The sequence below is a fragment of the Gordonia sp. B8661-1 genome (genome assembly GCF_059427765.1).
Genome location: NZ_JCAHRL010000002.1, coordinates 547,069 through 568,011, shown reverse-complemented (window position 1 = coordinate 568,011; position 20,943 = coordinate 547,069). Strand labels below are relative to the sequence as shown.

Below are 20,943 nucleotides of genomic sequence, written 5' to 3'. Positions count from 1 at the left end.
TGACTCTAACATCGTAGAGGGATGATGATTGCCGGTGTGACCGGACGAACATCGCGACGCGAGGTGATCTGCGACGCCGCCATCGAGTTGGCGTCGGAGGGAGGCAATCATGCGATCACCCATCAGGCCATCGATGCGCGTCTCGGACTGGCCCGTGGGTCCACCTCGTACTACTACCGAACCCGCCGGGCGTTGCTGTCGGCCGCGATTCGGCGACTGACCGAGAGATCTCGCGCAGCCCTCATGGGCGCCCTACCCGATCCCGAAGCGCCGCCCGCCACGGTGGCCGATGCCGCAGACATCATTGCGGGTCAGGTGGAACTGCTCCTTGGCGCCCGTCGCGCCGACGTGCGAGCACGCTACGCACTCATAGCGGACACCGGGGACGACGATGAACTCCGCAAAGGTCTCGCCACCTGCCTCTTCTCACTGCCGCTGGCAGGCGATCTGATGACATCGCTCGGTGCCGACGAACCCGCCACGGCCGCAGCCGATCTGATCAGTCTCCTGGAAGGGCTGGTGTTCGATCACACCTACGGACACCGGTCGCTGACCGAAGATCCCGCGGTGCGGGAAGCCGACCTTCGGCGGACCATCGAACGATGGCTGGACTCCGTCATCTCGCAGAGACCCTGATCAGGCGAGGCGGGTGATCTCCACGACGACGTCGAGATCCGTTGCGCCACCGCCGGTATAGATGCCCTTCAGCGGCGACACGTCCGAGTAGTCACGCCCCACACCCACGGACACATGTTGTTCGGTGATGTCGGTGGCGTTCGTCGGGTCATATCCCCACCAACTGCCCGTCCAGACCTCGATCCACGCGTGGCTCTGCCCCTCGACCACTGCATCGACCTCGGCATCCGGTCGCGGATGAAGATAGCCGGACACGTACCGGGCCGGAATCCCCAAGCTGCGCAACATGAGCAACGACAGATGCGCGTAGTCCTGACAGACGCCCTTGCGCTCATTCCAGGCGTCCACGGCCGTCGTGTGCACGCCGGTCGTGCCGGGCACGTAGTGCATCTCGTCGTGCACATAGCTGCACACCGCGTCCACCGCCTCGACCGGCGACAGATCCTTCGACAGCCGTCGTGCGGTGGCGGCGAGCTGACGATTCCTCGGCACGTACTCGGTCCGCGACAGCATCTCGTCGTAGCGGTCCTCGACGTACTCGCTCCGCAATTCGTCCCAGCTCAGCTGTTCCTCGGGCTCGGGGCGCGCACCGGCCTCGGTCTCCACCACCGACATACCGGTCACCTCGAGTTCTTCATGCGGCGCATGTAGATCGAAGGCGGTCACCGCCGTGCCCCAGTAGTCGGTGTACCGATACGAACGGGTCGCCGGGATGGTCTCCACACGATTCACGATGACGTTCTGCCGTGCATCGCTGCGCGGCGTCAGCCGGGCCTCGTTGTAGGAGGAGGTGACCGGACTCTTGTAGGCGAAGCCCGTGGAATGCACGACCCGCAATCGCCAGCTCACAGTTCACTCTCCTCGATCACGTGGTCTTCGGCATCGCTCACCCGGGCGTCCGCCCACGAAACATACGGCGACACATGGAAATACTGAGCTGTGACGGCCTCGTTCACGGCCCGGCAGGTGTCCTGCAGATCGAGCAGACGGTCCTGCAGGCCGTCGAGCAGGGTGCCCGGCTCCAGGAACTCCAGCGAGGATCGTGCCCGGCCCAGCAACAGTGGCGCCTCCGCACGCAGACCGACGCGGCTCGGCCGGTTCTCCAGGTCGGCGAGATTCGCCTCCGCGACACTCAACGCATGGAAGACCGATCGCGGGAACAGCCGGTCGAGCAGCATGAACTCGACGATGTTCTCCGCGTTCAGGACGCCGCGGTAGGTACGCAGGAACGTGTCGTGCGCACCCGCCGACACCAGGACATTCACCCAGGCGGGCGAGGAGACGCGATCTCCCGCGCGGGACAACAGCATCCGGATGGTCATGTCCACCCGCTCCACCGAGCGGCCCACGAGCAGATACCGGTATCCGTCATCGTGACTCAACGTGGCGTCGGCGAGGCCGGCGAACATCGCCGCACGATTCTTCACGAAGGACAGGAACTCGTGGGGTCCGAGCCGCCGGGCGCGGCGTTCGGCATCGGCGAGCCCGTTGTAGGTGGCGTTGAGACACTCCCACATCTCACTGGACGTGACCTCGCGCGCACCGCGGGCGTTCTCCCGCGCCGAGCGGACCAGGTCGACGATCGATCCGACCGAATCCTTGTCGTAGGCAACACGTTCGGTGAGCGACCAGACATCCATCTCCTCGTCGGGATCCGGCGCCTCGAGCCCGAGGACCTGGATGACGAGCCGTGCCTGACGGTCGACGTCGACGGTCGCGTCCTCCAGCAATTGGTGGATCGCGACATCCAGGATGCGTGCCATGTCGTCGGCGCGCTCGACGTAGCGACCGATCCAATACAGCGATTCCGCGTTACGGGCGAGCATCATCGCGCGTCACCCCCACTCTGCTGTTGCTGCTCCTGTTGTTGGGTCTGACTGTGCAACAACGTGTCCGGCGCATTCTCCGCGGGCCGCGCCGCCGCGACCCCCGATGCATCGACGACCTCGTCGCCAGCGAGCTCACGATCCTCCTCCGACGCCCGGGAGGCCAGCACCCAGGTGTCCTTGGAGCCGCCGCCCTGGCTGGAGTTCACCACCAGCGAACCCTCCGGCAGCGCGACGCGGGTCAGTCCGCCGGGCAGCACCCACACCGACTCACCGTCATTGACCGCGAACGGCCGGAGATCGACATGTCGCGGACGCACCGCCTCACCGATCTTCGTGGGCACCGTGGAGAGCTGAACCACGGGCTGCGCAATCCATCCGCGCGGATCGTGGCGCACCTTGCGCATCAGCGTGTCGAGTTCGGCCTTGGTGGCCTCCGGACCGAACACGATGCCGTAACCACCCGATCCCTCAACGGGTTTCACCACCAGCTCGTCGATGCGGTCGAGCACCTCTTCGCACTCGTCGTCGAGCCAGCAGCGCAGGGTGTCCACATTCTGCAGGGTCGGCTTCTCACCGAGGTAGTACTTGATGATCTCCGGAACGTAGGTGTAGATCAGCTTGTCGTCGCCGACGCCGTTGCCCACGGCACTGGAGATCACCACGTTGCCCGCACGTGCGGCGTTCAGCAGCCCGGCGACGCCGAGCATCGAATCCGGCCGGAACTGCATGGGATCCAGGTAGTCGTCGTCGATGCGCCGGTAGATCACGTCGACGCGTTGCTCACCCTCCGTGGTGCGCATGTAGACCACGTTGTCACGACAGAACAGGTCGCGTCCCTCGACAAGCTCGACACCCATCTGTCGGGCCAGCAACGAATGCTCGAAGTACGCGGAGTTCGCCACACCCGGGGTGAGCACGACGATCGTCGGGTCGGCCTCGTTGAAGGCGGCCGAGGCCCGCAGTGCGCGCAACAGATGGCTCGGATAGTCGCCGACGGCGCGAACGCGGTGCGAGGAGAACAGATCCGGGAACACCCGGGCCATCGTCCGACGGTTCTCCATGACGTACGACACACCGGAGGGCGACCTGAGGTTGTCCTCGAGGACCCGGAAGTCGCCCTTCTCGTCGCGGATCAGGTCGATGCCCGCGACATGGATCCGGACACCGTTGGGCGGCCGGATATGTGCGGCCTGACGATGAAAATGCTCGCAGGAGTGGACAAGTCGCTTCGGCAGCACACCGTCGCGGAGGATCTCCTGTTCGCCGTAGATGTCGTCGAGAAACATCTCGAGGGCCTGAACACGTTGTGTGATACCGGCTTCGAGCTTGCTCCACTCGCTCGCGGAGATCACGCGGGGCACGACATCGAGCGGGAACGGGCGTTCGGTGCCGGACAGGGAGAATGTCACACCCTGATCGATGAACGCACGGCCGAGCGCGTCCACGCGCACATCGAGATCGGCGCGATCGTAGGTGGACATCGCCTTGAAGATGCCCCGGTACGCGGGCCGCACCTCACCGTCGGTGTCGAACATCTCGTCGAAGGCGTTGCGGTAGCGGCCCTTCGAGTACCCACCGAAGATCGTGTCGTCGATCGACGGGCCGCGCGCAGCGGGCTTGCGCGACCGTGTCTGCCGCTGCGACTGCGTCTGCCTGGTCGTCTTGGCGGCGCCCTTCGCCGGGTTCTTGCTCGCCGCAGACTTCTTCGCCGCCCCCTGTTTGGTGGGACTTCGTTTACCGGCTGCGGAGGATGTCGACGCGGGTGTCATAAGTGAACATGGTGCTACAAAAAGAGGAAGTCGGCAGATGGAATGTCATCGCGAGAGTCGCAAACCGAGAAGCCGGCGACGAGCGCGGCGCACATAGTTCATGCCGCGGGTACGCCATCGCGGGCCGACCTTCGGCAGCGGCGCTGCCTGCACCATCGCCGCCATCGTGTCGAGCGCGACGTCGAGCACGTCGCTCTCCGTCGGCGGCTGCGCGTCGCTGCTCGCGGTACGGATCACGGCCAGATCGTCGAGGTCGCCGGAGACCCGATATCCGGCGTGTCGCACGGCCTCCACCATCTCGGCGGCCTTGTCCGCAGCCCACTCACGATGTGCTGTGGACAGTCCCTGCGGAACACCCGACGGCGCCTCGAAGAGGATCTCGCCGATGATCTGTCCCTTGATGATGCGTTCGTATCGTCGCCATTCGATGTCATCCGGCTGCAGACGGGTGTTGAGGCGCCGCAGGAATTCGGTCTGGGCCGCCGAGAGCGACGAGTTGAGACTGGGGACCGGAACGGTGAGCCGCGATGCATCGACCTCGAGCACCCGCAGGAATCGCTCCCACAACGAGTCGCCGTCCACGGTGTCGTGCCGTCGGGGCACCGGCACCACGTGGACGCGGTCGGGGCCCACGACCTGCGCCCAGTTGTCGAGGATCCGGACGTAGTCCTGGAATTCCCAGAACGGCTCCTCCTCCATCGCCGGCTCGGCTCCCGGAGTGCTGTGCGCATGCACCGAGTCGACGAACTCGTCGAGGCTGGCGCGGCGCTGGTTCTTCACGTTCTCCTGCCACACCGACGGCAGCTGGCGGGCAAGGTCCCGCACGGTGGCGACCACATGCACCTCGTCGGCGAAGGACAGATCGGCCATCAACCGGGAGATGTGCTCGGGAGTCGCGGTGCTGAACAGCTCGTGCGAGACCAGTGACTTCTGCGGCCAGGCCCTCATCTGCGCGACCATCGTCGGCCACGTCGCGGCGAAGGCCGGATCCACCCAGTCCAGGTACCGCTCGGGCTGCAGATGCACGGCGGCGTGGAAATGGTCGGAGATCACGTTGCCCGGGTACAGCAGACCCGACGACCGTAAGGCCAGGTCACGGTTACGCCAGAGGCGATCCTGCAGGTGGGTGGTCCCGGATTTGGGCAGGCCGATATGCACGTAAACGACAGACATGATGGGATCGAGCCTAGTTGTCCGTTCTCAGCGGCTTCCGGCTCATTGCGCGATTTGGGACGCACGCGGGCCCACTGGTAAAGTGGACCGCTGTTGCAGTCGGCTCGATCCTGTCGGAGCCGATCGCCCCAGACCACTGGATATTCCAGACCAGCCGAGATCACGAGCAAGAGGTAGACACGCGTGGCAAACATCAAGTCGCAGATCAAGCGGATTCGCACCAACGAGGCGGCCCGTCGTCGTAACCAGTCGGTGAAGTCGGCTCTGCGTACCTCCATCCGCAGCTTCCGTGAGGCCGTCGACGCCGGCGACAAGGACAAGGCTGCCGAGCTGGGCAAGGCCGCGAGCCAGAAGCTCGACAAGGCTGCCAGCAAGGGTGTCATCCACCGCAATCAGGCCGCCAACAAGAAGTCGGCCATCTCCATCGCGGTCAACAAGCTCTGATCTGATTCTTTCCGCTTCACCCCGGTGACGACCACGCGGTCACCGGGGTGACGTGCGTTCAGCCGCGCGACGGACGCAGGTCCGCCACCCGGCCCACGGCGTATTCGAGACTGAAGTCGGCGTCGGCCGCCTGCCCTTTCACATCCCCGTTCAGCTGCGCGACGATCTGTACCGCGCGCGCGATGGAATCCGAATCCCATGCCCGGGCCTGCGCCTGCACCTTCTTGACGCGGCGCGGCGGCATCCCGAGTTCGGAGGCTGCCGCGTACTGATCAGCTCCACCCATGGCCCGCACCCGCGCGATGGCGTGCACTGCCTCGGCGAGCGCATCGGCCAGCAGGACGCGGGGCACGCCGTGGTGCTCGGCCCATGCCAGCGACTCGAGTGCCCCGGCACGATCACCGGTGACCGCCTTGTCGGCGACCTCGAATCCGGTGACCTCCGGGCGTCCCTGGTAGTACATCGCCACCGCGTCACGCGTGATGGTGCCGCCCGTGTCGGCGACCAATTGATGGCACGCCGCGGCGAGCTCGCGCAGTTCGGAGCCGACCGATTCGACGACCTGCTCCACCACATCGTTGCCCACCTTGACCTTGAGGCGACGGAACTCCTTGCGCACGAAGTCGATTCGCTCCGAGGGCCACTTCGGTGCGGCACAATCGTGTTCGATCGCGCCGGCCTTCTTGAGGGCAGGCACCAACGACTTCGCGCGACCGCCGCCGGTGTGCACCACCATGAGCGTGATGCCGTCGGGCAGTGACTTCGCGGCCTCGCCGATCAGTGCCACGGGATCCTTGCCGGCATCGGCCGCCGACTCGACGACGACGATCCGGTCTTCGGCGAACAGCGACGGGCTGAGGAGTTCGGCGAGTTCGGGTCCGGTGACGTCACCGGCGCGCACACGGGTGACCGGGACGTCGGTGCCGGACGCCGCCGATTGCTCGGCCACCACCGCGGAGATCACCCGCCCGGTCAGGAAGTCATCGTCCCCGAGTAGCAGATGCAGGCGTTCGCTCACGGCGACCATGCTGCCAGACGGCACCGACGGCGACTCGCCGACCGCCCGGTGCGAGGCACACGACGACTCGGCGTGCGGAGAATGGTCAGCGAACCTCCTGTCCCGCCACCGGTGAATCTTCGGCCCGAGAGTGGTCGTACCAGGTACGACCACTACTAGGTACGACGGCATCGAGCCGCCTGCCTCGACCACCCGACGCAGAACCCGACGAAGGAGCGACGATCATGACCGAGCCAACACCACTGGACATCACCTTCACTGCCCGGCTGGGGAAAGTCCGCCCCGGCGACACCTGGACCTGTGTGCAGTTGCCGGACTCGGCCGGCATCTTCGGCACCAAAGGGCTGGTGAAGGTCTCGGGAACCGTCGACGGGCATCCGTTCACCGGCGCGTTCATGGCGCTCGGCGACGGCACCCACAAGCTGCCCGTCGCCGCAGCCACCCGCAAGGCCATCGGCAAGACCGACGGCGACGATGTCGAAGTGCACCTCGACCGCCGCCTCAACTGAGCGGTTCGGCGGGTGATCGGCGCGGAACGGGTCCGCCGCCGGGCCGCTCCCTCCCGGCAAGGACGACGGCGAGCGCGACGGTCGGTACTGCGACCACAACCGCACCCCACAACCCGGACGGCACGGGCAACGCGGCCCATGTCAGCCCGCCGAGGTGATCGGCACACGTCAGCATCCACCACAGTTCCGGCCCGAGAGCGCGCAGGATCAACTCCGCACACGCGACGCCAGGGCCGTCATCGCCGCCCCAGCCCCCGACCAACGCCGCGACCGTGCCCGCCACCGCGATCACGCCGACAACCGGCGCCACGAGCACATTCGCGAGCACCGCGATCAGACTGAACCGCCCACTCAGCACCGCGATCAACGGCGCCGTCACCAACTGTGCCGCGATCGCCATCGCCAGCACCTCCGCGAGCCCGGCCGGAACACGATGTGCCCGAAGCCAGTCCCGCAACCCACCGGACCAGAGCACCAGCCCGGCAGTCGCAATAACAGACAGCGCGAACCCCGGTGACACCGACAGCTCCGGCCACACCAGCACACCGATCATCGTTGCCGCACCCAGCGCGGGCATCGCCTGCGAACGCCGCGACGTCGCCAGCGCCAACAACCCGACCGCGCCCATCATCGCCGCACGCACCACGCTCGGCGACGGCCGGACCAGCACCACGAACACCGCGAGCAGGACCATCCCGACGGCCACGGTCACCCGTGGGGAGCCACCGAGCAACTGCACCAACAGAATTCCGGCACCGCACACCAGCGCGATGTTGGCGCCGGACACTGCGGTGAGGTGTGTCAGCCCGGCGGCCGTGAAGTCGTCACGCACCTCGTCATCGAGCATGCTGGTGTCACCGAGCACGAGGCCGGGCAACAATCCTGCCGCCCGGGGCCCGAGTGCCCGCGCCGCCGACTCCCGTAGGCGCGCTCGCACCACACCAGCAAACCGCTGATGCGGCGGCGGACGCCCGAGGAGCGTCGGGTCGCCGACCGAGGTGAGGCGCGCGACGGCCAGATCCCCTCCACGCGGTGCGCGCACCCGCACCAGGGTGGAAACCTTCTGTCCGGGAAGCAGTTCCGACCAGTCCGCCGCGGTACCGACGAGTTCCGCCACGCCACCGGACACTCCCACCCGAACACGCACCTGGCCGCGTTCGGCGGGTCCGAGCCGCACGGGATCGTCGCGCACCGACACGACGATTCGTGTCTTGCCGCTCCGTTGCGCCAGCGGATGGGCGTCACGAGCCTCCATCCGGAACGCCAATGCGGCAACAGCGGGCACCGCCACCGACATCGCGACGGCAACGGTCATCGCCCTGGTGGCCACGGCACCCTCCCCCAGCTTTCGTTTCGCCCCGAACGCGACGGCGCCCACGAGCGCGGCCCCGACGATTACCGGTATGCCGACCACGACCGGATGCCACAGGCCGAGCGCCGTCACCAGCCACACCGAGATCGCCGGAACCACCAGCCGATAGTCACCGGCCGGAATCAGTGCACCGACAATCCGTTTCGTCCGCATGCGACTACACCGAGACGAGTGGCCGCAGCCGTGCCAGGCGTGCCGGCCCGATACCGTCCACCTCACCGAGCTGGTCGACCGAGGCGAACCTTCCGTGCTGGTCCCGCCACGCGATGATGGCTTTCGCGGTGACCGGTCCGACGCCCGGAAGTTCGTCGAGTTGCGCCTCGGTCGCCGTGTTGAGATTGACCGTCGACGACGCACCGCCAGCCGCGCTCGTCGGACCACCGGGCGCCTGCCTACCGGAGCCCGGATCGCCTGCGGGTGCACCACTCGCACCGACGATCGCGCTGCGCAGCGCCGGCCTGCCGCCACCACCGGCGTAGCCGACGAGTATCTGATCGCCGTCGTTGAGTCTCTGTGCCATGTTGAGCGACAACAGGTCCGCGCCCTCGCGGGCACCGCCGGCGCGATCCAGGGCATCGGCGACACGTGACTGCTCCGGCAGCCGCACCAGTCCCGGTTTGCGCACCAGGCCGACCACACTCACGACCAACTCCGATGCGCCCTTCGGAGCCGCCTGCGACGACGCGCCGGTCGTTCCGGATTCCCCGGCCGTTGCTTCTCCAGCTGTCGTCGGCCCCGCGGACTCCGGAAACGCCACCGGCGTGGTCGGCTCCGAGTTGCCGTGCAGCACCGAGATTCCCGCGATGACGACCGCGATCACCCCGACGAGAATCAGCGCGATGGCGGCCGGCGGTGCCACCGCGATCCGACGCCGCGGCTCAGGTTCGTCCTCGGGTTCCTCCTCCCCGAAACGTTCGCTGATCCACGTCGGCACACCGGTGACGCCCCAGCCATCGGATATGTCGTTACCGACAGGGTCCGGCGGCACCCGGGGACGATCCGGCGGTTGTGGTTCCGGTGGCGCGGCAAGGCGATCCAGCGATGTGGCGGCGGCGGGACGACTCCTCATGTCCGCAGACCCTACGAACGCGAAACGACCCGATCAGTCGTCAGCGCTCGCCGGAGCGCGAATCTGTGGATGGACATCGGGTTGTGTACAACCCAGGCATCACTCCGAAGGTTCGGCTCCCTCGATCGGTTCCAGATGTGTGGCGATGACCGTGCCGATCGCTCCGGGGCCGACATGTGAGCCGAGGATCGGGCCGAGGTCGACGATCAGTTCCGACGTCACCACTCGCAGTCGGCTCGTCAGTTGATCGGCCAGTTCGCGCGCCAGATCCGGTGCGGCACAGTGCTGTATGCCGACGGTCACGGGGCGTCCGGCGGCGCTGTCGACGGCGGCGTCCACCATCTTGGCAACAGCCTTCGAGAAGGTCCGGTGGCGTTCCTTGAGGGTGAGTAAACCGTCGGACATGTGCAGGATCGGCTTGATCGACAGCGCCGAGCCGAGCAGTTTTCCTGTCGCGCTGATACGACCGCTGTTCCGCAGGTTCTCCAGATTTTGCACGCAGATCATGGAGTCGACGGTGGCGGCCTGTCGTATCGCGGACTCGTAGACACGATCGCGGTCGGCCCCGGAGGCGGCGGCCTGCGCGGCACCGATGGCGGTGAAGCCGACGGCCAGCCCGACCGAGCGGGAATCGACGATGCGAACCTGCCCCGGAAAGTTCTCGGCGGCCAGGCGCGCGGCACCCCACGTTCCGGACAGCCTGCGCGACATCAGTACCGCGACGACCCCGTCGCCGTCGCTGGCGGCCACCGCCTCCTCGAAGGCCGCACTCAGCTCGTGCGGGTTCGCACCCGAGGTGGTGACTCCGGGCCGGGAGACGACGTCCTCGGGGATGTCGTCGACGCCCTCGCGATAGTCCGTGCCGTCCAGGTTGAGATGCAACGGGATCTGGCGGATGCCGTAGTGATCGGCAATCGACCCCGGCAACCGCGACGACGAATCTGTGACGACGACGACAGGCACGGCGTCTACGTTAGCGGGTCACCGTTGACGGGCCGACGCGCCCGGCAACACACTGTCGACGACGGGTGCGGTAACCGTGGCGATCGCGGTGTGACAGTCGAACCCCCAGTGGATGCCGTCGGGATTCATCTCGCCCGGTGTCTCGGTGAAGGCATGCGCGGTCGCCGGATAGAAGTCGACGGTGGGGACGTCGTGCGCACGCGCCCATCGCGCCATCGCGGCGGTCGTCGGTATGCGTCCGGCGTGCACGTAGCCGTAGTACGGGCTGGCATGCGTCGGCGGCAGGCACAGCACGATCGGGAGGTCCGGACGCAGCTGCACCAGCGCATCCCGGATCTTGTCCAGGTACTCGACCGTCACCGACGGCGGCAGAGCCATCGGCCAGCCGGTCCTCGACAGCCGCGGCTGCAGCCACGAGTACGAATCCCGGACGACCTGCCGGAGGCGGTTGGGACGGAGGTACCGGATCTGTTCGCGCAGGGCGGTGGGCAGCGGCGACGGCAGGCTGTCCATGCCGCCGAACGCCAGCACCACGACCTCCGCGTCGGGTACGGCCGCCCAGATGTTCGGATCCTGGGTGAGCGCCCACCAGACGTCGCGGCTCGTCCAGCCGATGCGACCGAACAGCCGGACGTCCCGGTCGACGAGTTCGCCGAGCTGATTGGGCCAGATCCGCGGATCGTCGGCGGCCAGCCCACCGGCCGGCCCGTAGTATGCGAGCGAATCCGACAGGATCAGGATCGTCATTGGACACCCGCGTCGGCGCTCTCCGCCGACGCGTTCCACACATCGAGCCGCCAGCGCGGCGCATCGCCGGGCATGCCGTGCCCGGACAACTGCACCCAGCTGGTGTTCGCCAGGCCACCGAAGACCGTCCACGACTGCTCGGGCAGGCCGAGCAGCGCGGCCGTCAGCGCCGCGATCACCCCGCCGTGCGCGACGAGCACCACGGGCGCCTCCGGACGGTCACCGCTGCCCCACTCGTCCAGGCCCGCGACCAGGTCGTCGACGACCGGCAGCGCACGCCGTGCCACATCGATCCGGCTCTCGCCGTTCGGCGGCGCCCACGACGGGTCGTCCCGCCAGATCCGGCGTGCATCCGGCATCAGGTCGTCGACCTCGTGGTGCGTGAGTCCCTGCCAGTCCCCGAGATGGGTCTCCCGCAGGCGCGGATCGGTGTCGACCGTCAAGCCGGTGCGGTCGGCCAGGGCCTGTGCGGTGTCGAAAGCGCGCCGGAGGTCCGACGACCGCAAATACATCGGCACCCGGCGTGCGAGCGCGGACGCCGCGGTGACCGCCTGACGTTCACCCACCGGCGACAGATCGGTGTCGAGCTGACCCTGCATGCGACTGGCCGCGTTGTACTCGGTCTGGCCGTGCCGCAACAGGATCAGGCGGCGCACCACAGGGGTGAGACGTTCGACGCTCGTGTCGTGATCGTCCGGGGTGTCATGCGGAAAAGCATTGTCGCGCTGGTCGGACGGTGCGGTCACGTGAGTCCGTCCACCTCGACGATCGGGCAGTCCTTCCACAGACGCTCGAGTGCGTAGTACTCCCGCTCCTCGCCGTGCAGGATGTGCACCACGATGTCCGCGTAGTCGAGGAGCGCCCAGCGTCCCTCACGCGTGCCCTCCCGCCGCACCGGCTTGTATCCGGCGTCGCGCAGCTTGTCCTCCACCTCGTCGACGATCGAGTTGACCTGCCGCTCGTTGTCCGCGGACGCGATCACGAACACATCGGTGATCACCAACTGCTCGGACACGTCGATGACCGTGACGTCATGGGCGAGCTTGTCGGCGGCGGCCTGGGCCGCGATGGTGGCCATCTGCAGCGCTTCGGCTGAGGCAGTCACAGGAAAGTCCTTCCGTCAGGAGGTCGCCTCGACCACCGGGGCCGAGACACCGGGCGAGGATGCGCGGGGCGCGCGATACAGCTTGCGTTTGGCGATGTACTGCACGACGCCGTCGGGTACCAGGTACCAGACCGGCCGGCCGCGCGCCGCTCGCGTTCGGCATTCCGTGGAGGATATGGCCAGGGCCGGGATCTCCAACATCTGCAGGGTATCCGGCGGCAGCGTTTCCAGCCTCTTGGCCAGATGGGTGGCGTCGAGTTCGTATCCCGGCCTGCTCACGCCGACGAAATTGGCGAGTTCGAACAATTCCTCCCAATCCTGCCAGGACAGGATGGAATCGAGGGCGTCGGCGCCGGTGATGAAGTACAGCTCGGCGTCGGGCAGGATCTTTCGCAGGTCACGCAGGGTGTCCACGGTGTAGGTGTTGCCCTCGCGCTCGATGTCGACCCGACTCACCGAGAACCGCGGATTGGATGCCGTCGCGATGACGGTCATCAGATAGCGGTCCTCGGCCGGGCTCACCGACGGTTTCGCGGCCGCACCGGGTTTGTGCTCGTCGTCCTCGACCTTCTGCCAGGGCCGGCCCGTCGGCACGAAGATCACCTCGTCGAGGCCGAATCGATGGGCCACCTCGCTCGCGGCCACCAGGTGCCCGTTGTGGATCGGGTCGAATGTGCCGCCCATGATGCCGATTCGGCGCGCACGGGGTTCCCGTGCGGGGCGCTCGGAGGTCGGCGTGGGGTCGGTGGCCATGACGGGTCAGTGTACGCCTGGTCACACGGGCAGCAGATCGGCGATGGCCTTCGCCAGCTGGGTCGCGTTGCGGCACTCGAACATCTCGATGGCCTCGGCATACGAGGTGGCCGCGGAGTCGCCGGTCCCCCACACCTGTTCGGCCTCCGGATTCAGCCAGTAGGCGTGCCGCGCGCGATCGACCAGTTCCCGCAACGCATCGACACGGGGATCGTGATAATTCGTGCGGCCGTCACCGAGAATCAGCAGTGCGCCGCGATGAGTCAGGGTGTCGGAGTACTCCTCCACGAACCCTTTCAGCATGTGACCGTAATCCGAATGTCCGTCCCGGGTGATAACGCGGGCCTCCATGATCATCCGGTGCATCGCGGCCCCGAAGTCCTCCTCGTCGGAACCGGTGTCGAAGTAGTCGGTGACCTCGTCCACGGTGTCGACGAACGCGAACACCCGGACCTTCGAGAACTGTTGGCGCAGCGCGTACACCAATCGCAGGGTGAACTGTGAGAACCCCGCGACCGATCCGGAGACATCGCAGATGATGATCAGTTCCGGACGACCCGGCCGCGGTTTGCGACGCTTCAGTTCGATGGGCACCCCGCCCGTGGACATCGAGGTGCGCAACGTCTGCCGCACGTCCACCGCACCGTGATGCGCACGGCGCCGCCGGGTCTCGAGCTTGGAGGCGAGCAGACGCGCCAAAGGCTCGACGGTGCGGCGGATCTCGGCCAGCTCACTCGCACCCGCGGTGAGGAAGTTGATGTTCTCCGGCAACGTGGGAACCGCGTACTCCGCCACCCGCTCCCGGCCGTTGCGAGCGGCCATCCGACGCTGGGTTTCCGCCTCGATCCCCGCGCGTAGGTCCGCGGCACGCGCCCGCGCGGCCTGGCGGTAGAGCGGTTCGGTGCCCGGACGATTGCCCAGACCACCCGCGCCGTCACCACCGGCGCCCGCACCGGCCATGGCCGCCGCGATACTCGCGATCAGGGTTTGCGGATTCACCGAACTCATCGCCTGATACGCGGAAAAGGCCTCGCCCCTGGTGGATTCGTATCGGCCCAGCTGATCGACGATCATCGCGATCAGTTGGTCGAGCCGTCCGTCGGTCGCCGCCGAATCGTCGGCCAGCAGTTCGGCCGTCAACTCACGGAGCGCCTCCACGTCGACCTCGCCGTCGGGATCGCGCGGCAGTTCGGTCACCGAACTGCGCGCGCCGTCACCGAGCGGGAACCACAGATCGAAGACGGAATCGAACACCCCGCGGTGGAGCTGATCGTCGATCAGGGTGGCGGCCAACCCTTCTCGGAGACTCCGGCGATCGAGCAGATCGAGTACTTCGACGGCGCGCGCCGCGTCGATCAACTCCGACGGGCCGACGACGATACCTCGGCGCCGGAGCTCGTCGACGAAGCTCGTCAGGTGATCGACGAACGGCATCCGGTCGACCGACCCGGCACTCGGGCGCGCCGCCATCAGCCCAGTTTGAGTTCTTTGAGTGCGGTCTTCACGTCGGGGCGGTGTTTGAGCACCACACCGAGCGTGCGGGCGATCAGACCGTCGTCGAGAGTGCCCTTCTTGCCGCCCGACTCCTCCCCCGCGCCGAGCGCCAGAAGGGTATTGGCCCAGTCGATGGTCTCGGCGACCGACGGCTTCTTGCGGATGTCGAGCGTACGCAGCACACCGACGACCCGAACCAGTTCGGCGGCAAGGGCATCCGGCAGCTCGGGCACGCGCGATTCCAGGATCTCCCGCTCGCGCACGGCATCCGGGAAATCGATGTAGAGGTAGAGGCAGCGCCGCTTGAGCGCCTCCGACAGCTCCCGGGTGGCGTTGGAGGTCAGGATCACGATCGGACGCCGCGGGGCGACCACGGTGCCCATCTCGGGGATGGTGATCGCGAAGTCGCTCAGGACCTCCAGGAGCAGACCTTCGATGTCGACGTCGGCCTTGTCCACCTCGTCGATCAGCAGCACCGTCGGCTCGGACCGCGAGATCGCCTTGAGAAGCGGACGCGGAAGCAGGAATTCGTCGGAGAAGATGTCGCTCTTGGCCTCGGCCCAGTCCCGGGTGCCGGTGGACTGGATGTGCAGGATCTGCTTCGCGTGATTCCACTCGTACAGAGCGCGTGCCTCGTCGATGCCCTCGTAGCACTGCAGCCGGATCAGTTCGGCTCCGGTGGCGGTTGCGATGGATCGCGACAGCTCGGTCTTGCCGACACCCGCGGGGCCCTCCACGAGAAGCGGCTTGCCGAGCCGGTCCGCCAGGTAGGTGGACGTCGCGGTGGCATCGTCGGCGAGGTAGCCGGTATCGCGCAGGCGCGCAACGACATCCGGCACGCTCTCGAAGGACGGCACGGTCGCGGGTCCGCGCGTTTCGGTGTTCGGTGTGGTCATCTCGTTCTCGTCGTGTCGTCGGTGGTGTCAGGCAGGCCGGATGTGGCCGTCGCCCCACACGGTCCACTTGGTGGACGTGAGTTCGGGCAGTCCCATCGGCCCGCGCGCGTGCAGTTTCTGGGTGGAAATACCGATCTCGGCTCCGAAGCCGAACTGTTCCCCGTCGGTGAAGGCGGTCGAGGCGTTCACCATGACCGCGGCCGCGTCGACTCGCGTCGTGAACTCCCGCGCGGCTGCGAGGTCCGTAGTGACGATGGCCTCGGTATGACCGGTGCCGTATGTATCGATATGGGCGACCGCGGCATCGAGGTCGTCGACGATCTTCATCGCGATGTCCAGGGACAGATATTCGTCCGACCAGTCGGCCTCGGTGGCCGGCTCCATGCCGGACTCGTCGCCGTGGATCACCACGCCCTGCGCCTGCAGGGCCTGCATGATCTTCGGCATCGCATCGGCAGCGACCGCACGATCGATGAGCACCGTCTCGACGGTGTTGCAGACACTCGGCCTGCGCGTCTTCGAATTGAGGATGACCCGGGTCGCGATGTCGACATCGGCGAGCGCGTGGACGTAGACGTGGCAGTTGCCCGTGCCGGTCTCGATGGTCGGCACCGTCGCATCTGCCACCACGGCGTTGATCAGGCCCGCGCCGCCGCGCGGAATGACGACATCGACGAGCCCGCGGGCACGGATGAGTGCGGTCACGCTGGACCGGTCGTCACTCGGCAGGAGTGCGACGGCATCGGGGTTGACCTTCTTGTCCTCGAGGACCTCGCGCAGCACGCGGACGAGTTCGGCATTGGAACTCGCTGCCGACGACGATCCACGCAGCAGGACCGCGTTGCCCGACTTGAAGGCGATGCCGAAGGCGTCGACCGTGACGTTGGGCCTGGCCTCGTAGACCATGCCGATCACGCCGAGCGGTACCCGCAACTGCCGCAGTTCCAGCCCGTTCGGAAGCGTCTTGCCCGAGACCACCTCACCGATCGGATCCGGTAGGGCGGCCACCTGACGAAGCCCTCCCGCGATCCCGGCCACCCGCTCGGGCGTCAGACGCAGACGGTCGATCAGACTCGCCTCCGTCCCGTCGGCATCGGCGCGCTGCACATCCTCGGCATTGGCCGCGAGGATCGAGTCCGCGGCGGCCTCGACGGCATCGGCGGCGGCCAGCAACGTCTCGTTCTTGGTGGCCGTCGTCATTTGGGCGAGCGCTCTCGACGCGACGCGTGCCGACGTGGCGAGACCGGCGACTACCTGCTCGATCTCGGCGGTGGGTGCACTCATGGATCCTCGCTTCACCTCGGTGCTGATGATCCCAGGGTAACGGTGGGCAGGAGACGGTCTCCGAGGTCGGTGGCCATTCGGTCAGCAGCGCGTCAACGCCCGGCGCAGCACGTCTCGGGATGCCCTGTCGATGTCGAGACGGTAGGTGCGGACCACGATCACGAATTGCGCGGCATATTGACAGTGGAAACCACGGTCCGGAGGCATCCACCGTGCGGGTTCTTTGTCTCCTTTGTCCTGGTTGGAACCGCCGTCCACGGCGACCAGATTGGCCGGGTCGTTCGCGAATTGTGTGCGGGTCGTCGGCGACCAGTGCCACGCCCCCATGTCCCAGGCATACGCCAGCGGAACAATGTGATCGATCTGCACGGACGCCGCGCGGCGATCCCGCCGGAAGACGATGAATCGCCCGGTATAGGGACTGTGGAGTTCGCCCGACATGACGGCGTGCGGACATGACGCGATCGCCGCCGGACGGACATCGACGAGATCACGAGTGAGGATGTCGTTCCGGGTGTCACAGCCGTTTCCGCCGCCGTGCACGGACACGCCGTCCGTCCACGGCGAACCGAATGCCGAACGCTCGTAGTCCTGCCGCGAAAGTCGTTGCGGCACCGTGTGAATTGTCGGCAGGGTGGACATCGCGACGCGCACCCGGGTCGGGACTGGCCCGTCTCGCCCCCGCGGAACGATCACAACTCCGACGGCGACGATCACCGCGCTGCCCACACACAGCATCGTCACCAGCCACCACCGCAGCGGCCAATCGCCCAGCATCCGGATCACCCCCGTCCCCGTCGGATATCCATCGGATCAATGATTCGACGCCCGACGAGCACCGCCGGTTCCCCCGACAACCGATGTGCACCTCGGTGAATAGCGACGACAAATGTCGTCCGAATTGCGGACACAAATGACGGATGTGGCTGATGTAATATCCGGCGCACACACCTGGCAACCGTTGGATACCCTCACCACCGGAACCCATCTGTTACGTTTAGCCGGCGGCGTCTGCCACTATGACGTAATACCCGGGGGGATACGAATGTGAGTTCGGTTTTTCGGCTGATACTCCGGACCTCTCCGGTCATTGTCCTGTTGTGGCTCATTGCCGCGGCCGCAGGCACACTGATGGTTCCTCAGCTCGAAACCGTCGCCCACGACCACTCACAGGGTTTCCTCCCGGCGCGCGCGTCGGTAAATGACGCGAGCAAACAAATCGGCCGGCTCTTCGGCGACGGCAACGGCGCCAATCTGAACTACCTCGTCCTCGAGAGCGATCGTCCTCTCGGCCCCGCGGACAAGGCCTACCACGAGAACCTGGTCACCAAGATCCGCGACGACCGCGCACATGTCGAGTCGGTCGTCGATCTCTGGGCCGATCCGCTGACCGCCCCCGGCGCCATCAGCGCCGACGGCAAGGCCGCGCACACCATGCTCCGTCTGAACGGCGAACTCGGCGCGGCGACGGCCAATTCCGCACTCACCTCGGTCCGGTCGATCGTCGACGGGCAGCCGCGCCCGGACGGCCTGCACGTCTACGTCACCGGCCCCGGGGCGATCATCGCCGACGAATTCACCGCCATCGACCGGCAGATGCTCGTCATCACCGGCATCACGGTCGCCTTGATCGCGGCACTGCTGTTCCTCGTCTACCGGCGACTCGCCACGGTCGCGATCACCCTCATGACCGTCGGCCTCACCCTTGCCGTCGCTCGCGCGCTGGTCGCCGTCGGCGGCCGCGACGAGTTGTTCGAGGTGTCCCTGTTCTAGGTCACCCTGCTGGCTGCCATGATCCTCGGCGCGGTCACCGACTACGCCATCTTCATGCTCGGCCGCTATCACGAGCAACGCCGAGCAGGTGTCGATCATCGTGCGGCACTCCGAGCCGCCTACCGATCCGTGGCGCCGGTCATCGTCGCATCCGCGCTGACCATCGCGGTGGCGCTGGCCTGCCTGTCGTTCGCCGAGGTCGGACTCTTCCGCAGCGCCGGATTGCCGTGTGCCATCGGCATCCTCACCGGAATGGTGGCATCGCTGACCCTGCTGCCCTCCCTGATCCATCTCGCGGGCAGCCGGGGGCTGGCACAGCCGCGTCCCCGGCGCAGACATCCTCGCGGATGGCGGACCATCGGCCTCACCGTGACCCGCTGGCCGGGTATCGTGCTGGCGGCGAGCATCTGCGTTCTGCTGGTCTGTGCACTACCTGCGGCGACCACCCGGATCGGTTTCGACGAGCTGGCCGCGCAACCCGAATCCACGCAGGCGGTCCAGGGTTTCGCGGCGGCCGACCGGCATTTCCCGCCCAACCAATTGCTGCCCGAGACCGTGGTGGTGGAGGCCGATCACGACATGCGGAATCCGGCAGGCGTCATCGCCATCGAACGGGTCACGCAGCAGCTCATGACGATTCCGGGAGTCCGCATGGTGCAATCGGTCTCGCGTCCGGCGGGTACGGTGCCCGAGCAGGCCACCCTCGCGGGGCAGTCCGGCACGATCGGCGATCAACTCGATGCCGGCATCGCCACCCTCACCGATCGTCTCGGCGCGGTCGACCGCCTCTCGCCCACCATCGACCAGTTCGCCACAGCCATCGCCGAACTCCAGTCCGGGCTCGCCCGCGGTGCCCGGGGCTTCGATCGGCTCGGTGGTTCCGCCGAACAGATGCGGGCGGGCATGCAGCAACTCTCGGCGCAGGCCCAGCAGGTCGCCGGTTACGTCGACCCTCTTCGGACCATTGCCCGGACGACCCCCGGGTGCGCGCAGAACCCGGCCTGCTCGGTGATCAAACAGATCGTCGATCCCGTCGACTCCATCGTCGCCGCAACACAATCGCTGACCGCGGGGGCCAGTGGCCTGGGTCCGGCGACCACTGACGCAGCGGCCACTTTTGCCGGTGCGCAACAGTCGATCTCGTTGATGAACGGGGCCCTGACACAACTGCGCACGGTGACGGGCACCCTCGGTGGTGCCATCTCGGAGACCCGAACCATGTTCGCGGGGCTGACCGAATATCTGCGCGGCATCCGCACCGACTTCCGCGGCAGCGGTTCCGGTGGCTTCTACATGCCGCTGCAGGCCTGGGAAAACCCGGACTTCCAGCGCGCCACCGACAACTACTTCTCCCGCGACGGGCGCGCCACCCGGCTCATCGTGTACGGGACCGGCAGTGCGTTCGGCTCCGACGGCGCGGACCGTTCCGCCGCCCTCCGGTCCGCCGTCACCGAGGCCACCAAGGAGGGCACGCTCACGCCCCGGAACATTCTCGTGGCCGGGTTCGGCACCGGCACCGCCGAATTGCGCGATTATGTCCGCGACGACTTCATCCTGCTCGTGTCGCTGGCCTTGACGATGGTCTTCCTCATCGTCCACATCATGGTGCGCAGTCCGATCGCGGCGATCGTCGTCGTCGGCACGGTCATCGTCTCGTACGTGTCCGCGATCGGCGTCAGCACACTGATCTGGCAGCATCTGCTCGGCATCGACCTGCACTGGGCGGTCCCCTCGATCTCGCTGATCGCCCTGGTCGCGGTCGGCGCCGACTACAACCTGCTGTTCACCCTCCGGCTCCGGGAAGAACGTGCAGTGTCGCCGGGCCCCAACACCGCACTCATCCGGACCTTCGCCGGCACCGGTGGAGTGGTGACCACCGCCGGAATCGTCTTCGGTATCACCATGTTCGCGATGCTCAGCAGCAGCGTGCTCAGCGTCGCACAGGTCGGCTGCACCATCGGCATCGGTCTGATGATCGACACAGTGATCATCCGGGCGCTCGTGGTGCCGAGCATCGCACAACTACTGGGCCGATGGTTCTGGTGGAATCCCGCGCATTATGTCCGGGCTGTCCGCCGGACCGTCACACGCTGATGGCCGCACCGTCGA

At 67.0% G+C, this 20,943-nt stretch carries 19 protein-coding genes and 1 pseudogene; 4 read left to right on the top strand and 16 right to left on the bottom strand.

The genetic code is table 11. The features are described from left to right. Window positions 1-36 precede the first annotated feature (36 nt). Complete coding sequence (locus AC4JJG_RS06655) at window positions 37-636, top strand: TetR/AcrR family transcriptional regulator (RefSeq protein ID WP_495400140.1); 600 nt, start codon at window positions 37-39, stop codon at window positions 634-636. Here AC4JJG_RS06655 and AC4JJG_RS06650 read toward each other — a convergent pair whose 3' ends face one another. Genes AC4JJG_RS06650 through AC4JJG_RS06635 form a run of 4 tightly spaced genes read right to left on the bottom strand, consistent with a single transcriptional unit; the run spans window position 637 to window position 5,407 of the window. Further along, window positions 637-1,485 (bottom strand): transglutaminase family protein, encoded by an 849-nt coding sequence (locus AC4JJG_RS06650; RefSeq protein ID WP_495400139.1) that lies wholly within the window; start codon window positions 1,483-1,485, stop codon window positions 637-639. It lies immediately after the preceding gene. Further along, the gene (locus AC4JJG_RS06645) at window positions 1,482-2,465 is read right to left on the bottom strand and encodes an alpha-E domain-containing protein (RefSeq protein WP_495400138.1); all 984 of its coding nucleotides are present in this window, start codon (window positions 2,463-2,465) and stop codon (window positions 1,482-1,484) included. The genes AC4JJG_RS06650 and AC4JJG_RS06645 overlap by 4 nt, the downstream gene beginning before the upstream one ends. Beyond that, complete coding sequence (locus AC4JJG_RS06640; protein ID WP_495400137.1) at window positions 2,462-4,234, bottom strand: circularly permuted type 2 ATP-grasp protein; 1,773 nt, start codon at window positions 4,232-4,234, stop codon at window positions 2,462-2,464. The genes AC4JJG_RS06645 and AC4JJG_RS06640 overlap by 4 nt, the downstream gene beginning before the upstream one ends. A 45-nt stretch (window positions 4,235-4,279) precedes the next feature. Further along, entirely contained in the window at window positions 4,280-5,407 is a 1,128-nt protein-coding gene (locus tag AC4JJG_RS06635; protein ID WP_495400136.1) for a sulfotransferase family protein, read from the bottom strand. 183 nt (window positions 5,408-5,590) lie between these two features. Between AC4JJG_RS06635 and rpsT the strand changes: the two genes are divergently transcribed. Beyond that, a complete protein-coding gene (gene rpsT, locus AC4JJG_RS06630) occupies window positions 5,591-5,851 on the top strand; it encodes a 30S ribosomal protein S20 (RefSeq protein ID WP_495400135.1) in 261 nt (86 codons plus the stop codon). Between the two features lie 58 nt (window positions 5,852-5,909). Here rpsT and holA read toward each other — a convergent pair whose 3' ends face one another. Further along, window positions 5,910-6,878, bottom strand: a complete 969-nt coding sequence (gene holA / locus AC4JJG_RS06625) for a DNA polymerase III subunit delta (protein WP_495400134.1) — start codon at window positions 6,876-6,878, stop codon at window positions 5,910-5,912. Between the two features lie 215 nt (window positions 6,879-7,093). Between holA and AC4JJG_RS06620 the strand changes: the two genes are divergently transcribed. After that, window positions 7,094-7,378, top strand: a complete 285-nt coding sequence (locus AC4JJG_RS06620) for a DUF1905 domain-containing protein (protein WP_495400133.1) — start codon at window positions 7,094-7,096, stop codon at window positions 7,376-7,378. On the opposite strand, the gene AC4JJG_RS06615 is transcribed toward AC4JJG_RS06620, so the two are convergent. The 11 genes from AC4JJG_RS06615 to AC4JJG_RS06565 all read right to left on the bottom strand — a co-directional run bounded on the left by AC4JJG_RS06615 (window position 7,371) and on the right by AC4JJG_RS06565 (window position 17,838). Then, window positions 7,371-8,903, bottom strand: coding sequence for a ComEC/Rec2 family competence protein (locus AC4JJG_RS06615; RefSeq protein ID WP_495400132.1), 1,533 nt, complete (start codon window positions 8,901-8,903; stop codon window positions 7,371-7,373). The genes AC4JJG_RS06620 and AC4JJG_RS06615 overlap by 8 nt on opposite strands. Before the next feature lie 4 nt (window positions 8,904-8,907). Then, a complete protein-coding gene (locus tag AC4JJG_RS06610; RefSeq protein ID WP_495400131.1) occupies window positions 8,908-9,819 on the bottom strand; it encodes a ComEA family DNA-binding protein in 912 nt (303 codons plus the stop codon). A gap of 99 nt (window positions 9,820-9,918) precedes the next feature. Further along, complete coding sequence (locus AC4JJG_RS06605) at window positions 9,919-10,782, bottom strand: DegV family protein (RefSeq protein WP_495400130.1); 864 nt, start codon at window positions 10,780-10,782, stop codon at window positions 9,919-9,921. A gap of 18 nt (window positions 10,783-10,800) precedes the next feature. Then, window positions 10,801-11,529, bottom strand: coding sequence for a diglucosylglycerate octanoyltransferase (gene octT / locus AC4JJG_RS06600; protein ID WP_495400129.1), 729 nt, complete (start codon window positions 11,527-11,529; stop codon window positions 10,801-10,803). Beyond that, the gene (locus AC4JJG_RS06595) at window positions 11,526-12,275 is read right to left on the bottom strand and encodes a histidine phosphatase family protein (RefSeq protein ID WP_495400128.1); all 750 of its coding nucleotides are present in this window, start codon (window positions 12,273-12,275) and stop codon (window positions 11,526-11,528) included. Before AC4JJG_RS06595 ends, octT begins: the two co-directional genes overlap by 4 nt. Continuing rightward, complete coding sequence (gene rsfS, locus AC4JJG_RS06590) at window positions 12,272-12,634, bottom strand: ribosome silencing factor (protein WP_495400127.1); 363 nt, start codon at window positions 12,632-12,634, stop codon at window positions 12,272-12,274. The genes AC4JJG_RS06595 and rsfS overlap by 4 nt, the downstream gene beginning before the upstream one ends. A gap of 15 nt (window positions 12,635-12,649) precedes the next feature. Beyond that, window positions 12,650-13,387 carry a nicotinate-nucleotide adenylyltransferase gene (nadD, locus tag AC4JJG_RS06585; RefSeq protein ID WP_495400126.1) on the bottom strand — a complete coding sequence of 246 codons (738 nt, stop codon included), beginning with the start codon at window positions 13,385-13,387 and terminating at the stop codon, window positions 12,650-12,652. A 21-nt stretch (window positions 13,388-13,408) separates the two neighbouring features. Further along, window positions 13,409-14,857, bottom strand: coding sequence for a vWA domain-containing protein (locus AC4JJG_RS06580; protein ID WP_495400125.1), 1,449 nt, complete (start codon window positions 14,855-14,857; stop codon window positions 13,409-13,411). Next, entirely contained in the window at window positions 14,857-15,777 is a 921-nt protein-coding gene (locus tag AC4JJG_RS06575; protein ID WP_495400124.1) for an AAA family ATPase, read from the bottom strand. Before AC4JJG_RS06575 ends, AC4JJG_RS06580 begins: the two co-directional genes overlap by 1 nt. A gap of 27 nt (window positions 15,778-15,804) precedes the next feature. After that, a complete protein-coding gene (locus AC4JJG_RS06570; protein ID WP_495400123.1) occupies window positions 15,805-17,061 on the bottom strand; it encodes a glutamate-5-semialdehyde dehydrogenase in 1,257 nt (418 codons plus the stop codon). Window positions 17,062-17,142: 81 nt separating this feature from the next. Beyond that, window positions 17,143-17,838, bottom strand: coding sequence for an HNH endonuclease family protein (locus AC4JJG_RS06565; protein ID WP_495400122.1), 696 nt, complete (start codon window positions 17,836-17,838; stop codon window positions 17,143-17,145). 354 nt (window positions 17,839-18,192) lie between these two features. Here AC4JJG_RS06565 and AC4JJG_RS06560 point away from each other — a divergent pair. After that, a pseudogene (locus AC4JJG_RS06560) lies at window positions 18,193-20,928 on the top strand (MMPL/RND family transporter). Window positions 20,929-20,943 lie beyond the last annotated feature (15 nt).

Excerpts from the sequence above, each read along its gene's own strand:
- AC4JJG_RS06580 (WP_495400125.1), bottom strand. The coding sequence starts at position 14,857 with ATGGCGGCGCGCCCGAGTGCCGGGTCGGTCGACCGGATGCCGTTCGTC.
- nadD (WP_495400126.1), bottom strand. The coding sequence starts at position 13,387 with ATGGCCACCGACCCCACGCCGACCTCCGAGCGCCCCGCACGGGAACCC.
- AC4JJG_RS06645 (WP_495400138.1), bottom strand. The coding sequence starts at position 2,465 with ATGATGCTCGCCCGTAACGCGGAATCGCTGTATTGGATCGGTCGCTAC.
- holA (WP_495400134.1), bottom strand. The coding sequence starts at position 6,878 with ATGGTCGCCGTGAGCGAACGCCTGCATCTGCTACTCGGGGACGATGAC.
- AC4JJG_RS06620 (WP_495400133.1), top strand. The coding sequence starts at position 7,094 with ATGACCGAGCCAACACCACTGGACATCACCTTCACTGCCCGGCTGGGG.
- AC4JJG_RS06610 (WP_495400131.1), bottom strand. The coding sequence starts at position 9,819 with ATGAGGAGTCGTCCCGCCGCCGCCACATCGCTGGATCGCCTTGCCGCG.
- AC4JJG_RS06615 (WP_495400132.1), bottom strand. The coding sequence starts at position 8,903 with ATGCGGACGAAACGGATTGTCGGTGCACTGATTCCGGCCGGTGACTAT.
- AC4JJG_RS06570 (WP_495400123.1), bottom strand. The coding sequence starts at position 17,061 with ATGAGTGCACCCACCGCCGAGATCGAGCAGGTAGTCGCCGGTCTCGCC.
- AC4JJG_RS06565 (WP_495400122.1), bottom strand. The coding sequence starts at position 17,838 with ATGCTGGGCGATTGGCCGCTGCGGTGGTGGCTGGTGACGATGCTGTGT.
- AC4JJG_RS06635 (WP_495400136.1), bottom strand. The coding sequence starts at position 5,407 with ATGTCTGTCGTTTACGTGCATATCGGCCTGCCCAAATCCGGGACCACC.
- octT (WP_495400129.1), bottom strand. The coding sequence starts at position 11,529 with ATGACGATCCTGATCCTGTCGGATTCGCTCGCATACTACGGGCCGGCC.
- AC4JJG_RS06575 (WP_495400124.1), bottom strand. The coding sequence starts at position 15,777 with ATGACCACACCGAACACCGAAACGCGCGGACCCGCGACCGTGCCGTCC.
- AC4JJG_RS06640 (WP_495400137.1), bottom strand. The coding sequence starts at position 4,234 with ATGACACCCGCGTCGACATCCTCCGCAGCCGGTAAACGAAGTCCCACC.